Below are 14,494 nucleotides of genomic sequence, written 5' to 3'. Positions count from 1 at the left end.
CTACAATCGTAAATCCATCAATTATCTACCACCCCATCCCGGGTTCTGCACCATTCCAGAAATCAGAATCTCTTCTGCATCAAACGGATCAAGATAATCTCGCGGGGCAATAAACTTATTGCTGCTCCACACCACAACCGGACCCGTCTCATAGTTGTAGAACGCCTGATCTGTGGTTCCAATAACATTCCAACCATATTGTTTTTCGTTCATCGTCTGATGAGCTGTCAGCCAACGGCGAAGATCCCAGTAACGATGCCCCTCAAAAGCGAACTCAATACCATACTCTTGATGAATAATATCCCGCATTCCGACTTTTGTGGTTACTTTTGTCGGATTGTTGGAATAATTTCCCCAAGCCTCCCTTACAGGCAAAATTCCGGCACGTTCGCGAACCTTATCCAGTGGATCATACACCCGGCTATCCGGCTGATCCAAGTATTCATTCCAAGCCTCTGCCTGCATCAAGTAGACTTCGGCCAAACGAATAATGGCAGCAGTCTCATTTCCTTGCAGATTATTGGAATATCCCAAAGTATTGTACCACGAGAACAAATGTTTTTTCAACCAGTAACCGTTAATGTTTTGCCATGAATTACTGACAATAAAGTCATATTGCGTTCCCCATGGTTCTTCTCCCTTGTGAGCCCGCACAAGCAAGTTATAATCTTTGTCAGCCGTGTTCGTCCCACGCTGCCAGTACATCCGGTCTCCGGCGATAGAGGCATAGAATCGGGGCTCTCGACGAAGATGAAGATTCACCACGTCGGTATTCATCGGGATGACACCCTCGTACACGGGACTACTCTCTGACCCCAATTTATAGCGATTATTATAACTCCATGTAATATCAGCGTCAATAGGTAACCCGTTCGACGTGTAGTACATTTCCACCATCTTCATGGATGGAGAGAGGCAACCTAACGCCTGAGAATCAAAATTATCATCATCACCAACCAACCGCGGCAGGAAAAATTGGTGAAATGTAGACGGGTATTTCCATTCTAACAAATATTCTGAATTGGTGAAACGAGAAAATGTCATAGTCTCTATATCAGACATTTTATTCAACAAATCAGTCTTTTTCACGGTTGTTCCCGAGATCAAAGCCCGTCCACCTTCTTCACACATTTCAGCCGCTTTATCGGCAGCTTCTGCGGCTAATAACCATTTATTCCGATCATAAGTGGAATTAAAAAGCAATTCCCCATCCTTGTTCTTGAAGTCGGAATAAAATGCATTCCCGTTGAAAAGAGGAGAGGCAGCATAAAGCAGCACTTTTGCTTTCAGCGCATACACCGCTTCAAGGCTGAACGTATGGCCGTAATTGGATATTCTTTGACTATGTTTGGGCACGTATTCCATGGACTCATCCAACAAATTAATGATCTCCTTGAAACAAGTGTCCACATGTTGACGAGGTAATTGGTAATCTTTCACCGGCAAATCTACCGGCATATTCTGTGGAATCAAACAAATAGGCCCATAACGACGCACTAATTCGAAATAGACATACGCTTTCACTGCTTTCACGTCTGCCTTCCACCAGTTGCGATCTTCCTCGCTCATATTGTAGGTATGGTCTACATTTTCAAGGAAAATATTACAGTTGCGAATAACAACATACATCCTGTACCAGATTGACCCGTAAGGATTCTGAGACATCTGAAGACCATCAGCGATCTTTAGCCCATCGAGATTATACAGAGTTGAATTATACAACGCCTGACAAGTTACAAATTCATCCGCTCCAAGATAAGCCGTATTAACCCTAAAATCGGCAAATATACGGTTCAACTCGGAGTAAAGCCCTTTCCACCAATTCTCAACTTTCGTGCGCTGCTCAAAAAGTGATTCAATCGTTTCAATGTCTTTCTCCGGCACCATGTCAAGGTAATTACACCCGGGAAGCAGAAGAATGCCACAAAGTATTGATAATAAATATTTTTTCATTGCTACATATATTTAAATTAGAAACTCAGGTTCAATCCAACCGACCAAGTACGCTGGATCGGATAATTAAAACCATCGTCCCCCAATTCCACGTCCCATATTTTGAAGTTCGTGATTAAGAAGGGGTTGTTGACACGAGCGTAAAATTTCACGCTTTGCATTTTCAACCTGCGCAAAAACTCTTGTGGAAGATTATAAGCCAGTTCAATAGAGGTACAACGTAGGAAACTACATTCTCGCATGAAATAGGTTGACCTTCTTTGTTCTGATCCTGTCCATGCTTCCTGCGGGTTATGCACGGTGATCGATTGCGTGGAAAGACGTGGCCAGAAAGGACGTTCCTTCATGTTATCGGCACTCCAGTGATCATCATAAATAGCCTTCAACATGGCCCGGTTATCCACGAACGGGCTAATTTTCGTGGGACTCATAAAGAAAGCCCGTTTCCCAGATCCTTGGAAAGCAAAGCTAAATTCGATGTTCTTGAAGTTGAAGAATCCACTAAACCCGTAGATTACCCGAGGAGTAGTCGGGAACCCAATGTACGTGGCATCATTCACATCGATCACGCCATCCTCGTTTATATCACGGTAGCGGATATCCCCCGGCATGATGTCACCTCCTTGGGTAGGCGAATTATTGATCTCCGCTTGATCGCGGAAAAGACCTTCGGCAATGTAACCAATCTGTTGTGACAGTTCATGTCCCTCTCTCCGCTGCCATGCCGGTTTACTCGTCGCTTCCTCGATCTTCCTGTAAGTAGCCTTGCTATACGTGAACGTACCGTTCAAAATCATCCAAAGATCCGGCGTAAAGGCATGTTGTACTTTACCTGAAAGATCAATACCCCGAGAGCGAGCCTTACCCACGTTACCTAATTGTGGTTTTTCCAATCCGGTAGTAGACGGCATCGTGTAGCGATAGTCCAAGATATTATGACGAACTTCTTGATAAATGTCGGCATTAAGCTCCACGATTCCTCCAAAGAACTTGGTTTCGATACCAATATTGCTTTGTTCAGCGATTTCCCACGTAAGTTTTTCATTGGGATAAGAAGCAACATAAGGTCTCGTCAAGGAGTTTCCACTAGGAGAAGGATCTAGACCACTATCATTATCCAACAACGGTAGGTGAGTAAAGCGAGGGGATTTAATTACACCATCATTTCCAACCTTACCCCACGAGAAACGGAATTTCAAGAAAGAAAGCCAATGAGCTGTGTGATCGGCAAGAAATCTCTCCTTGGAAGCAATCCAAGCACCACCTAATGCGGGGAAAAAACCAAATTGGTGATCTTTAGCAAAACGTTCAGACCCGTTATACCCGAAACTGGCCTCCGCAAAATATTTGTCCCTAAACCCGTAGGTCCCGCGCATGGACAAACCCAAATTCCGATTCGGGATACCATCTAACACGGATGCGGTTTGAGATGTGGTAGTCTCTTGGGCATTCAACACAACTGTCAAGCTGGTCTGATGTTCACCCCAAGCTGCCACGTGCAAACCCCGTACCTCGTAACTCATCTGCGTGGATTGAGCGCTATTGGTATGTTGAGGATCAGTATCTTTTGCCAATGTCCTTGAGGCTTCAGTACTATTCAAAGCATTCAACTGATGTACTCCAGTTTCAAAATCATAGTTTTTCAGAGAATACATATAAGGTTGTGTTTTATAAGCATTCGCATAGTACCCGGTTTGATTTATCGAAACGGAAGCTCGTAATTCCAAACCCTTGAGAAGAGTCGAAAGATTATGTATATACTCCGCACGAGCCACAGCCGAGTAGCGACGACGATCCTTGTATCCCTGATGCAATATCAAATAAGGATTTACAGTCTGTTGATCCACGGCACCAAAACGAAGATGCGGCCAGTTAGATGATTCATCGGCAGGGTAAGTCGGGGCAAAATCTACCGGAGAGGCATTAAATGCCAAGTAATAAGCCTCCGAAACATCAGCATAAGGGCCACGGTATTTATCCAAATTTGCTGAAGTGTTTATATTCAAACGAATCCCGGCACTCAAGTCGATATTCAGGTTCGTACGGAAAGAAAAAGTATTGTTTTCAATATTACATTTGAACTGGTTCAGACGGTCGGTTTTCAACATACCCTCATCCCGCACATAGTTAACAGAAGCATAATACTGCACCAATCGAGAACCTCCCCGCATATTTAACCCGGCACGGTGATTGATGGAATAATCGTGGAACATGATGTTGTACCAGTCGTTCGCCGGATACACCCAAGAAGGATAGGATGGAGAACCGGTACGTTCAATGCGTTCCACACTATATTGCGGGGTGGCATCCGGGTTACGAGCCAATAACGCTTGATTGTACATTTTCATGTAATTGATAGGGTCTACCACCTCGATCTCCCTTGTCGGCATACTCAATACTGCCTCGTAACGAACAGAAGTGTAAACACTACCTTCCTGTCCTTTTTTCGTGGTAATCAAGATTACCCCGTTTGCCCCGCGGGCTCCGTACATGGCGGTTGCCGATGCATCTTTCATCACACTGAAAGTCTCGATGTCTTCCGGTGTCATACGGGAAAGATCCAGCTTAGACGACTCTACCCCGTCAATCAAGATCAAAGGGTCAATATTGGCATCCGTTTGGAAAGAAGTAATACCACGAATGTAGAATTTGGTATTCATTTCTTCTTCCGTTAACGCCCCGGGAATACCTCCCGTTTGCCATCCCACGATACCGGCAATTTTTCCGGCAAACTGGGAAGTCAAGTCACTACTTGAAGATTTCAAGGTTCTCGCATCCACGGTGGTAATAGCCGAAACCACACTCTCTTTCTTTTGCTCCCCGAAAGCCACAACGGTTACCTCCTCGATATTTTCGGCCGTGGGATTCAAACGAACGTTTAATTTCGTTTTCCCTTTAAGCGGCACTACCTCTGTCTTGTAACCAATGAAGGAAATCCGCAAGGCATCCTCCGGTCGGGTGTTGATCGTGTAACGTCCCTCGGCATCCGTGGCCACCCCTTGGGTTGTTCCTTGGATAAGCACCGTGGCCCCGGGAATAGGATTTCCTTTTTCATCCACGACCCGTCCGGTCACGGCTACCAACTGTACCGGTTTTGCCTCCTTAACCACGATCACGACCCGATTCTTTTCGAGAACATAATCGTATGGACTGTCTTTCAACAACGTCTTCAAGGCCTCGTCCACGGTAACATCTTTTACTTCCAACGTGAAGTGTCGGTTTTTATCTACCGCCCCGTTACTTTGAAAACCGTAATCAATACCCGTCTGGCGGTTAATTTCGGCAAGAATGGTTTCCAGCGTGGCATTTTTCATCGAAATGGTTACTTTCTTCTGGATGACCTGAAACACACAAGATGTCGCCCCGTACGTGTCCCTAGGTATAGCTCCTAGTGTTGTAAATACCAAGAATATATACAACACAATTTTTTTAGCGATAGAGATACCGCCCATGTGATTTTTTTGCATAAATTTGTCGTACTTATTTAATTAAATAGTAAATTCGCTTTACTGTTTGATGGTCGCTATGGATAAAGGCTCAATTTTATACGATAGCGATTTTACCCTAAATTATCCTGCCTAGCGGGATAATTTTTTTACTTGTTGTTTTTTACTTCACGATGTAATGCCCCCTTTCTTTTATAAATTTACAATCCGTCATTTCTTCAAGGAATTGAATCACCTCGTCAATCGGAGTCTCTTTACTCAAATTCATGGTTATTTCAATCCGGGCCAGTTCCGTCCGGGCTTCAAACTCGACCCCGTACCAAGTTGAAATATCTTCCAGCACGAGATCCAAAGGCTTGTCCCGATAGCGGAACACGTTATTCAGCCACGCCGTGGCATATTGCACGTCCACACGTTCCACTTTAATATCACCGGACCCCACGTTATAAGCGACCTGTTCTCCGGGGATGACTTGAATCTCGTCACGACCGGGAGATTTAAAACCAATCTTCCCCTCGATCAACACGGTCTCGACCGTCTTTTGAGAACGTCCCTTCACGTTAAACCGAGTCCCGTAAACCCGGATTTTAGAACCGTCAATATTGACCTCGAACGGTTGCCCCGACTTCGTCACGTTAAAATAAGCCTCTCCCGACAATTCCACCTCCCGCAAATCCCCGACAAACTCTTCCGGGTATTTCAAACGACTCCCGGCATTCAGCGTTACTTCCGTCCCGTCGGCAAGCGTCACGTTATACGTGAACCCGGCAGGGATGATCAGAGTGTTGTACGCAATTTCGCGAGCAGTCCTTGCCGTATCATACATGATATGGTTATTCGCAATCTGAATGTTCGATTTCTGAACAACGGAATCCATCTTTTTCCCTTTCAGATTCAAACTATTCCCGTCCGCCAGAATCAATGTCGGCACGGCAAAATCGTTATCCATCTTGATCACGCTGACCACTTTTGTCACCTCAGGCACCTCTTCCTTTTCACGTACCCACAACGAGGCAAACACGAGCCCACAACACAGCACCGCCGCCACGGAACTCCCGCTCCAAATGATCCGACGGCGCATTCTCACACGACGCAGCCGCCGATCGAATCGCACCCCCGCAGCCTCAACCTCTTCATCCGAAGGGATTTTCACGTTATCCAGCATTTCTTCTATATCTTTTTCTGTCTTCATATCTACATCTTTTTACACATATATAAACTGAAACAGGAAAAACTACCGTAGAAAAGTGTTTTTTTTCAAAAAAGATTTACATTTGCACAAATAAACCTATATTGGATGTATGTCAAAACAGGACGATATAATCCTTTTGGAATCTTTTAATCGGCGAAACCCGAAAGCCTTTAGTATCGTTTATCGAATGATATATAGAGAATTATACCTATACGCAACCCACATTTTCAACCCGTTGAATCTTCCGGCAGAAGACGTTATCCAAGATATTTTCACCGATATATGGCTCCGGGAATCCGTCCAATTCTCGTCGATCCCTTACATCAAAACATTTTGCTTTATCGCGTTGAAGAATGCCTACAAGAATAAAATTAAGCATCTGGGATACCAGCAACGTTTCGAACTGGAGAGCAAAGTCGAAAACGAATTTTCGGAAGACATCGAGCAAGTGGAACTATTCCATTCCTTGTACGAATCACTAAAATTCCTACCCGACGACTACGCCACGGTTATCCGCATGTACCTCGAAGGCTGGAAACCCGAAGAAATCGCCACACAACTGGGCCTCGCCCTCCAAACCGTCTACAACAAACGCCGGGAGGCGATTCTTATTTTACGGAAACATATGGTGAAGTAATAAACAAGGAATAGTCATAATCTAATGATTGGCTTAATTTAGTTTTGAGATAACTTTTAAAATAACGCATTCTCTTATTTTATTTTTTAGCTAAGAACTAAAATAAGAGATTCTTTATTCTATATTTGTATGAAAAATTAAAATAAAGATGTGATGAAAAATTTTCAATCTGGTACTCATATCAATCAAGGTTATTATAAAAGTTTTCAACCCAATTTTATCAATAAAGTATGGATATTAGATGACATGGAAATTATCACCCTTTTAAGTAAGGCTGATAGGATGCTTGGACGATTAGATATGTACTCAGAACACGTTCCTAATATTGATTTATTTATTAGCATGCACGTGATGAAAGAAGCAACACAATCGTCTAAGATAGAAGGGACACAAACAAATATAGAAGAGGCTCTTTTAGCAAAAGAAGATGTCCCCTTGGATAAAAGAGATGACTGGATGGAAGTTCATAATTATATCAATGCCATGAACGAGGCTATTAAAATGTTAGAAAAACTTCCTTTTTCTTCCCGATTAATACGGAATGTCCACAAAGTGTTACTTGCCGGAGTACGTGGAGAACACAAACAACCCGGAGAATTTAGAAAAAGTCAAAACTGGATAGGAGGTTCATCAATCAATGATGCCATATTTATTCCACCCGTACACACCTCGATCCCCGATTTAATGAACGATATTGACGAGTTTGTACATAGCGACAAATTGTTCCCTGAATTATTAAAAATTGCACTGATCCATTATCAATTTGAAACAATTCACCCATTTTTAGATGGAAATGGGAGAACAGGACGATTGATGATTACTCTTTATCTAGTAAGTAAAGGTATTCTTAAACGTCCGATTTTGTATTTATCTGATTATCTAGAAAAACATAGAAATTCTTACTATACAAATTTAACACGAGCAAGGGTAGAAAATGATATTATTGGTTGGTTCCGATTCTTTTTGATAGGGATTATTGAAACTGCAGAAAATGGAGTGAAGACTTTCGAGAACATTTTATGCTTACAAAAAGAGAACGAGGAAAAAATCAAATCATTAGGTAGTCGTTCTGCAAATGCATTAAAAGTATTAACAGAATTGTATAAAAGGCCCGTTGCTAGTGCTAATTGGATTGCAAAAATTGCGGAAATTAGTATTGCATCTGCTTATAAACTGATTCGCAGTTTAGAAGAAATTGGCATTTTATCTGAAGTAACAGGAGGAAAACGAGGACGAATTTATATATTAAAAAAATATGTTGATATATTCAATACATAATCCTTGTAAAATACAAGACTTAGAATTTGACCTCACATCGTTCCCTGAGACATATTAAAGATCGTCCAAAACACCAAATCATGACAGAAGAAGAAAACAAACAACGGATGCACGATCTATTGGTAGAGATCGAAACCTTGGAAAAAGATGGTTTCCCCATCAAGCAACAATGTACCGAGGCTATCGCCTGTCTCGAAAGAGCCCATGAAATGTTTGTCCAAAGAGCTACAAACGAAGGATATAGCTTACAGGATTATCGCTTAGGTGAAATAGAAATAAAGCAATACTCAGCCATGAAGCAGATGGCTATAAAAGGAGGACTCCCCCACGAACAATATGACCACCGTATCCGGGAAGTACGAGTCCGGCTATTCGGAGAACAAATGGTAAAAGACAATTTTGATTGACTTCATCAGCTCCCCGGAGAACCCCAACAAGGAGCTGATGATTTTTGCAACGCCTATTCTTCAACAATCTCTACTTTCAGACGATCCGGTTTTTCTTCGGTGATTTGCAGTTTCGTACCTTTAATTGCTACGCGAATCGCATCCCGGATACTCATTTTACCTTTCACGGCATTTACTCTCACGCTACCCGTCTTTGCCAAATCCGTCTCGATAAAACATCCCGTGGCATGAGCCAAAGCCTGTGCCGTTTCATCGAATCGCTGTGCCGGAATATCATACGGGATTTCGGTAATCGTATCCAGACATCCCCGACAGGGATGACGTAATGAATCTATACCCGTCGCTCTCAACGTATCGGTATTAGCCGACCTCAACCCGGCCGTGACCGTAGATTTTGTTTCCGCATTCCCAGAAGCCTCGTTTTTTGTCTTATCCTTACAACCAAAGAATAATAATGTTCCAGCAACTAAAAGAATGAATAAATTTACTCGTTTCATTGTATTTACATTAAAAAATCAATCACTAAATCATCTAATCTTCCTGTTAATTCCGATTTATACTACAAATGTAATACGGAATTAGAGGAAAATGGTCGCATCAATTTCAAAAAATCATATATAAATTTTTCTCATTCCGCCAAAAATAAGGTTGCAGGCAGGGTCTGTTCATTCCCATCCATATCCCGAACCGTAACCGTCTTGGCCTTAACCATCCCGATAAACACGTCAATATTGGGTATCCCGGGGGGTACTTTATTGGTCGGTTTACCGTCAAGAGCCGTCACCGTGTAGCCGGGGGCAATCTTTTCAAGGGCTTCCTTACCCCACACCGCCGTAATCTTGAGTTCCCCGTTAATCACGGCCGTGGTCACGGGACGTTGATCCCCTTCCCAAACGGCAGCACCCTCGTAGGCTGTAAAACTAAAACGTTTGTTCGGATAATCCAGTGTCAATTTACCGAGATCCGTGATTTTAAAACAAAGTAACAGGTAGTCAATGCCACCTGTATATACCGGGATTCCAGAAAAAACTCCGTTCCCGATATGACATTCTTTCAATTCACCCCGATACAATTTATCCATACCTACCCGTCCCCCAAGCATAAGCGTGGTAGTTCCCTGCCCCTCTTCCACGCTATCAATAAGCCCGGCAACTGTCCACTCCTCGAAACCTTTCACCGAAGGCAAACCAAAAGCCCCCATACTACTTCCACTATCAAATACCCCCGGAACATCGTATAACTCTTCCTTTCCACGCAATTTGAGTGCCAGCAAGGGAAGGCCATCCCATAGTTTCATCGGCATCCAATCTCCTTCCTCTCTGATAACCGATTTCTCGATCATGATGGTTTTCGTCTTCGCATCAAATGTTACGACAAAATCCGAAAAAGCATTAGCTCCCAAGATACCATCAACACCTATTGCACGAAGCCCCGGATTATTCCCGGGTAACACGATCGCTTCCAAGCTATCCGCTTTTACATCGCCGAAGACAAGCGAAGAAATTGTGGCATAAGACACATTCCCATCCATCCCCACGATATAGTTACTCGTCGAACGAAGAAACAATCCCGCCTCGCTAACCACCTTGTCCGAAATACAGGTCATTCCCGCCCCCGTGTCAAACAGGAAAGAGTATCCCCTACCATTTATGGACACGTTGACAACAGGTACACCATGAGAATCATTATAATTCAAGACCGAAGAAGTTACGATACTATCTTGCGTAGCAAGCGCCGCGTCAAGTAACAAAGGGTATAAACCCACGACTAAAAATAACAATACAGATTTGCTACATTTTTTACTTCTCCAAACCAAGTTCTTTGTTAACATCTTATTTCCCATATTTTTCTTTCATTTTTTGTCACTTCATATCTTTTACTTTTTTCTTTCTCATGATTACTTCTTCTATTTCACAGGAGCCAAATAATCTGCAGGACGAATGAGAAATCCCCACATAGAACCCAATTTATCTTGTTCTTCAAAACGATAATAACGAGTTTCATATATCCTATTCATCATCCGGTGATAGATTTTTATAACTTCCTTTTTCGTTAGTATATTAAACACGTTTTCAGACATCATAAGAGTACCACCAACAGCTTTTCCATCTCTATCAAAATAGACCTCAAAAACCAAAAGGCCAAATTCTTCTTTATCTTGGAGAATTTTTTGTACTTCTTTTACGCTCCCCTTACTCCAACTAAAAATGAGAGAATTCAATTCTCTTTCCCTCTCTTTAAGGAGAGTATCATCCTTCACAGAAGGTGCTAATTTTTCAAAGCCATATTGCAAGAATTTTCCCCCGACATAATACATAAATGTACTATCTCCCCAATGTTTAGTCAAGACCTTCTCTATTTTCACCTCTCGATCTACTTCCTGTGCATTCAAACAAATAGAGAAACATAATAAAGCGAACAAACTTATAATTAACTTCATAATTTTCAATATTATATATTAATAGTAATACATCTCAATTATCCAAGGAATAAAACTCGCATTAGATTGCCCACCCTCACCCTTCCATTTCGAAGAAAACATAAAAATCCTCTAGGAAGATAATTGAAAGAAAACTAATAACAAACACACTCTCAGCACCTGTTCATCAATTATAGCCTAAACCTTCCCTCTTTCCACTCCTTCTCTTTCCACTCCTTCCACTTCTTCTCACGTTCTTCCCGTATCTCTCTCAACTCCTGCCACTCGAAATTTTTCAATTCTTCTAAAAATTCTATCTCGCTGCCCATATCTACCATACACCGGATGCGAGTCGAATCCGGTGACAGATCATCCCATTTATAAAATTCCTTGTTTGAAGCCAAGATTTCCTCCACTACTGGCAAGGGCATTTTGTGTTTCATTATAGCATTATACATCTTTTTCAAATGCTTTTCCGTTATCTTATCACGTATTTCTTTACTGACATAAAAAAATACGGTTATAATATTTCCATGCCCATCAAGAACAAACTCTAACATCAAACCTCGATAAGTATTAAAAAGCCGACGAGGCCCAAACATGGGACGCGCTAGACCGGGCTCACACTTTTTAATAAACGGACGAATTTCTCGAGGAAGCACCGACCAACTCAACCAGTCCAACCACGCACTTTCCAAAGATTGCGAACGTATCACAATATAATGTCTGAATTTCTCTTTCGAGATCAATTGGTCATACCCTTCCACTCGATAGACACAACTATCTTTGCTTTCAATCCACGCTGTATCTTTCATCAAAACAAATTTCTGGGCTGAAAGGTGCTGCATTGCAAACAAAACAATCACCAAAAAAAATATTTTCCTCATATCTCTTTTTATCTAATTAATACCATACAAACGGCCACAAGCTAAAAATTAAAGACGGGGTACCATTAGGAGAATATTCAGTCCCCGTGTAAGCCTTAAATTTCTCTGCAAAACGATTAAATTCTGATACAAACTCTTCCTTACTAATCGCCCGTTCATAGACCCTACATAAAAAATTGATATAATCCATAACGAGAACCGTATCATCCACTCCATACAGGAACACACTCTCAACACCTGTTCATCAATTATAGCCTAAACCTTCCCTCTTTCCACTCCTTCTCTTCCCACTCCTTCCACTTCTTCTCACGTTCTTCCCGTATCTCTCTCAACTCCTGCCACTCGAAATTTTTCAATTCTTCTAAAAATTCTATCTCGCTGCCCATATCTACCATACACCGGATGCGAGTCGAATCCGGTGACAGATCATCCCATTTATAAAATTCCTTGTTTGAAGCCAAGATTTCCTCCACTACTGGCAAGGGCATTTTGTGTTTCATTATAGCATTATACATCTTTTTCAAATGCTTTTCCGTTATCTTATCACGTATTTCTTTACTGACATAAAAAAATACGGTTATAATATTTCCATGCCCATCAAGAACAAACTCTAACATCAAACCTCGATAAGTATTAAAAAGCCGACGAGGCCCAAACATGGGACGCGCTAGACCGGGCTCACACTTTTTAATAAACGGACGAATTTCTCGAGGAAGCACCGACCAACTCAACCAGTCCAACCACGCACTTTCCAAAGATTGCGAACGTATCACAATATAATGTCTGAATTTCTCTTTCGAGATCAATTGGTCATACCCTTCCACTCGATAGACACAACTATCTTTGCTTTCAATCCACGCTGTATCTTTCATCAAAACAAATTTCTGGGCTGAAAGGTGCTGCATTGCAAACAAAACAATCACCAAAAAAAATATTTTCCTCATATCTCTTTTTATCTAATTAATACCATACAAACGGCCACAAGCTAAAAATTAAAGACGGGGTACCATTAGGAGAATATTCAGTCCCCGTGTAAGCCTTAAATTTCTCTGCAAAACGATTAAATTCTGATACAAACTCTTCCTTACTAATCGCCCGTTCATAGACCCTACATAAAAAATTGATATAATCCATAACGAGAACCGTATCCTTCACTCCATACAGGAAATGTAATTTACTCGCATCAGGGATCGCCCCCTGTTTTAGCCAAGCTTCAGCCATACTTATATCCATTATAAGGTATGCTTCAAATTCAATATTACGTTTAAAATCCGGTCGCATATAAGCCGAACCGCCACATAAACCGAATTGCAACTGATGTATCATTTCATGAATAATTATAGAAGGATCACCTAAAACTCGCTTTTCTTTTATCCTGATCACCCCGTCATTCCAATCTGCATATCCTTCTTTTATTTCCCCTGTTTTAGCTAAAATTATCCTCATCCTTGTGTTTTTCAAATTCACAAGTGCGCGAATAACATCTCTTAACCGGGGAAATTCGATATTAACTACATTACAAATACTCTCACACATACGCACGAGATCCTCCTTCGGTATGCCCGGATCACTATTTATTATATCAAATAATGACAAGACCATACTCAACGAGACTTCCTCCGATTCGTAATAGAAAGGACTCTCATTTTCAATCGTTTCTTCTTCTGTTATATAATTTCCGTCATCGTAACATCCCACCAAGAAGACGGCTGACAATAGAATCCATATAAATCCTTTTCAAACACTCTTTCGTAACCATAAATTTTTTACACTCGTTGCATCAATTCTATTGTATCGATCGCATAATCGTGTTCCCCGTCAAATTTATAGTAATTCGGATTCATCATAATCTCCATTGCCCGCCGATAAAGCTCTTGTAGCATTTTGTTAGGTAAATTCACGTACACGGATGATGACATCGTGAATGTTACCGTCTGGATTTTACCGTCCGAATCGCAATAAAAAGCTATCCAAAAACTACCTCCCCCCTTATCTGCCGCCTCCTTTAAAATTTCTTTCAACTCCGGGGTTAACAATTTTGCCGCACACGAATCCCTCCATTCCGATCGTTGTGCCACATCTCCATCTGTCGGTTCTGCAACCCGCTCTACGGTAAACCACTTACCGAACAACTTGTTAAACTGCCTGATTTTTATCTCGTACACGTCTCCTTGTTCATCAAGAGGGGTTGCCTCAAACTTTTGCGCATACACGCCAGAAATACAAAAATAGATACCTAACAGTATTATAATTCTTTTCATAACTAGAAATTTAC

13 protein-coding genes are annotated in these 14,494 nt (G+C 41.7%); 3 read left to right on the top strand and 10 right to left on the bottom strand.

Annotated elements, in window-relative coordinates:
* Window positions 1–21: 21 nt before the first annotated feature.
* The 3 genes from QVC79_RS00965 to QVC79_RS00955 form a co-directional block, all read right to left on the bottom strand.
* The gene (locus QVC79_RS00965) at window positions 22–1,953 is read right to left on the bottom strand and encodes a RagB/SusD family nutrient uptake outer membrane protein (RefSeq protein ID WP_087419078.1); all 1,932 of its coding nucleotides are present in this window, start codon (window positions 1,951–1,953) and stop codon (window positions 22–24) included.
* A 17-nt stretch (window positions 1,954–1,970) separates the two neighbouring features.
* Complete coding sequence (locus QVC79_RS00960) at window positions 1,971–5,420, bottom strand: SusC/RagA family TonB-linked outer membrane protein (RefSeq protein ID WP_270595166.1); 3,450 nt, start codon at window positions 5,418–5,420, stop codon at window positions 1,971–1,973.
* A 142-nt stretch (window positions 5,421–5,562) separates the two neighbouring features.
* Entirely contained in the window at window positions 5,563–6,591 is a 1,029-nt protein-coding gene (locus QVC79_RS00955; protein ID WP_270595165.1) for a FecR family protein, read from the bottom strand.
* A 109-nt stretch (window positions 6,592–6,700) separates the two neighbouring features.
* Here QVC79_RS00955 and QVC79_RS00950 point away from each other — a divergent pair, with 109 nt between their 5' ends.
* The 3 genes from QVC79_RS00950 (at window position 6,701) to QVC79_RS00940 (ending at window position 8,913) form a co-directional block, all read left to right on the top strand.
* On the top strand, window positions 6,701–7,228 hold the full coding sequence (locus QVC79_RS00950) for an RNA polymerase sigma factor (RefSeq protein ID WP_270595164.1): 528 nt from the start codon (window positions 6,701–6,703) through the stop codon (window positions 7,226–7,228).
* A 153-nt stretch (window positions 7,229–7,381) separates the two neighbouring features.
* Window positions 7,382–8,506, top strand: coding sequence for a Fic family protein (locus tag QVC79_RS00945; RefSeq protein ID WP_270595163.1), 1,125 nt, complete (start codon window positions 7,382–7,384; stop codon window positions 8,504–8,506).
* Between the two features lie 80 nt (window positions 8,507–8,586).
* Window positions 8,587–8,913: a hypothetical protein gene (locus QVC79_RS00940; RefSeq protein ID WP_270595162.1), complete on the top strand. Its 327-nt coding sequence runs from the start codon at window positions 8,587–8,589 to the stop codon at window positions 8,911–8,913.
* 53 nt (window positions 8,914–8,966) lie between these two features.
* On the opposite strand, the gene QVC79_RS00935 is transcribed toward QVC79_RS00940, so the two are convergent.
* The 7 genes from QVC79_RS00935 to QVC79_RS00905 all read right to left on the bottom strand — a co-directional run bounded on the left by QVC79_RS00935 (window position 8,967) and on the right by QVC79_RS00905 (window position 14,480).
* Window positions 8,967–9,410 carry a hypothetical protein gene (locus QVC79_RS00935; RefSeq protein ID WP_270595161.1) on the bottom strand — a complete coding sequence of 148 codons (444 nt, stop codon included), beginning with the start codon at window positions 9,408–9,410 and terminating at the stop codon, window positions 8,967–8,969.
* 131 nt (window positions 9,411–9,541) lie between these two features.
* The gene (locus QVC79_RS00930) at window positions 9,542–10,744 is read right to left on the bottom strand and encodes a retropepsin-like aspartic protease (protein ID WP_287642423.1); all 1,203 of its coding nucleotides are present in this window, start codon (window positions 10,742–10,744) and stop codon (window positions 9,542–9,544) included.
* 75 nt (window positions 10,745–10,819) lie between these two features.
* Window positions 10,820–11,278: a hypothetical protein gene (locus tag QVC79_RS00925; RefSeq protein ID WP_287642422.1), complete on the bottom strand. Its 459-nt coding sequence runs from the start codon at window positions 11,276–11,278 to the stop codon at window positions 10,820–10,822.
* A 245-nt stretch (window positions 11,279–11,523) separates the two neighbouring features.
* A complete protein-coding gene (locus tag QVC79_RS00920; protein WP_287642421.1) occupies window positions 11,524–12,219 on the bottom strand; it encodes a hypothetical protein in 696 nt (231 codons plus the stop codon).
* Window positions 12,220–12,467: 248 nt separating this feature from the next.
* Entirely contained in the window at window positions 12,468–13,163 is a 696-nt protein-coding gene (locus QVC79_RS00915) for a hypothetical protein (RefSeq protein ID WP_287642420.1), read from the bottom strand.
* Between the two features lie 16 nt (window positions 13,164–13,179).
* On the bottom strand, window positions 13,180–13,935 hold the full coding sequence (locus QVC79_RS00910; RefSeq protein ID WP_287642419.1) for a hypothetical protein: 756 nt from the start codon (window positions 13,933–13,935) through the stop codon (window positions 13,180–13,182).
* Window positions 13,936–13,985: 50 nt separating this feature from the next.
* On the bottom strand, window positions 13,986–14,480 hold the full coding sequence (locus QVC79_RS00905; RefSeq protein WP_124317162.1) for a hypothetical protein: 495 nt from the start codon (window positions 14,478–14,480) through the stop codon (window positions 13,986–13,988).
* Window positions 14,481–14,494 lie beyond the last annotated feature (14 nt).

Origin of the sequence: Butyricimonas sp. (assembly GCF_019423355.1) — a bacterium.
In the GTDB taxonomy this organism is placed as follows: Bacteria; Bacteroidota; Bacteroidia; order Bacteroidales; family Marinifilaceae; genus Butyricimonas; species Butyricimonas faecihominis.
Note: the sequence above shows the minus strand (reverse complement) of the source record. Positions and strands in the feature narration are given on the sequence as shown.